Below are 1965 nucleotides of genomic sequence, written 5' to 3'. Positions count from 1 at the left end.
TCGCGCGCTGTCGGGGCGGTTGTGCGGGGCTGGGGTGTCCGGGCGGGAGGGGCTGTTGGGGTGTCCGCCGGGGGCGTCGGTGCGGGGGCGGGAGGCGTCCGGGCGCGTTCCGTCGGGCCTGGATCCAGGGCCGTCGGGCCTGGTGGCGGGGGTGTCCGGGCGGCCGCCGGGGCCGTGTGCGCTGGGCGAGTTAGGGCCGTGTGTGCTCGGGCCGCCGGCGTGCGGCATGCCGGGGCCACCGGTGTGGGGTGCGGCTGGGCCGACGCTGGGCTGCTGGGTGTGCGGTGTGCCGGGACCAGCGTGCGGCACGCTGGCGCTGGGGGCGTCGGCGTGGGTGGGGGTGGTCGCGGACTGCGGGCGCATCGGCCCGTCCGAACGCGCGCCCGGCGCGTCGGGGCGAGCGCCAGGGCCACCCTGCGGCGAGCCGCCACCAGGACCGCCGTGTGGGGCACCGCCAGCAGGCCCGCCATGCGGTGCGCTGGGCGCCGACGGTGCACCGGTATGCGGTGCGGCCGCGTTGGGGCCGCCTGTGTGTGGTGCTCCAGCAGAGGGGGCGGTTGGCGAGCCGGTGTGCGGGGTGCCCGCGTTCGGGCCTCCTGCGTGGGGTGATCCCGCTGCCGACGGCGAACCCGTGTTTGGAGCGCCGGATGCCGGGCCGGTGTGCGGTGTACCGGCGCTCGGGGACGGGGAATTCGGAGCGCCTGCGTTCGGAGCGTTGGTGTGCGGAGCGTTGGTCTGCGGGGCGTTGGTGTGCGGGGCGTTGGTGTGCGGGGCGTTGGTGTGCGGGGCGTTGGTGTGCGGGGCGTTGGTGTGCGGGGCGTTGGGTGAGCCTGAGGGGCCGAAGCTCGACTGTGACGGCACGTGAGGTGCCGACGGCCTCGACGGCGAGGGCGGCGCCGACGGTGTGGAGGGTGCGTGCGGCGTCGAGGACGCTGCGGGCGCGTGGGGTGCCGATGGTGTGCTGGGGGTGCCGCTGTGCGGGCGGGCGCCCGAAGGCGATGTGTCGGGGGTGCGGGGGCTGGGGGTGCCGGAGCCGAGGTCGCCTCGGCTGCCGGGGGTACCGGTCCAGCCGCCACCACCTGCGCTGGGCGGGCGCCGCCTGCGCTCGGGGAGCCGCCAGCTGACGGTGCGCCGCCTGCGGGTGCCGCGCCTGCGGGTCCGGCGGCTGGGGCGCCGGCCTGGTTCGGTTGGCCGGCGGGGCTGCTGGAGGGGCTGGTGTCACGCGGGCCGGGGGCGTGGGTGGGTGCCTCAGGGGCGGCGACGCCTGCCTGCTGGGTCTGGCCGGTGTTGTGCGGGGCGGCCGGGGCGTCGGGCTGGGAGCCGGGGCCGTGCGCGGCGGGCGCCGACGGGCCGCCTGCTGACGGGAAGCCCGCAGAGGGGGAGCCGGAGTGAGCACCGGCCGAAGGAGCGCCGGCGGAGGGTGAGCCGGTGTGCGCACCAGCCGAAGGTGCGCCGGTGGAGCTGGGCGACGGGCTGTCCGGGCCGTGTGACGGGCCGCTTGGGGACTGGCCGGTCGAGCTGTGCGACGGCGCGCCCGAAGGGGCGTCTGCGCTAGGCGCGTGGGATGGGCTGGGTGCGCTGGCGGCGGACGGCGAGTGCGTCGGAGCCGACGGGGCGCTGGAGGACGGAGATCCTGGCGAGTGTGCGCTCGGAGACGACGGCGCGCCGGGAGATCCCGACGGCGAACCAGAGGGTGAACTCGACGGGGAGCCCGACGGCGAGCTCGCGGACGGCGAACTCGGTGATCCAGGCGAAGTCGGTGACCCAGGCGAGCTGGGCGAACCTGGCGTGCTGGGTGATCCCGGCGAGCCAGGTGTGCTGGGTGACCCAGGTGTGCTGGGTGTGGTGGAGCCTGGTCCGTCCGGTGAGGACGTCGAGGGTGAGTTGGGGGACGACGGTGCGTCCGGGGTGGAGGTCGAAGGTGAGCCGCTGGTGTGGGTGGAGCCGGCGTTGGGCGACAGGTCG

At 76.9% G+C, this 1965-nt stretch carries 1 protein-coding gene; it reads right to left on the bottom strand.

What is annotated here, in order from left to right:
* Positions 1-1551 precede the first annotated feature (1551 nt).
* Positions 1552-1965 (bottom strand): hypothetical protein (locus FKR81_RS44225; protein ID WP_186763523.1); only part of this gene is annotated, 414 nt, incomplete at its 5' end.

The sequence above is a fragment of the Lentzea tibetensis genome (assembly GCF_007845675.1).
In the GTDB taxonomy this organism is placed as follows: Bacteria; Actinomycetota; Actinomycetes; order Mycobacteriales; family Pseudonocardiaceae; genus Lentzea; species Lentzea tibetensis.
The sequence above is the reverse complement of the archived record's forward strand: the minus strand, read 5'-3'. Positions and strand labels throughout refer to the sequence as shown.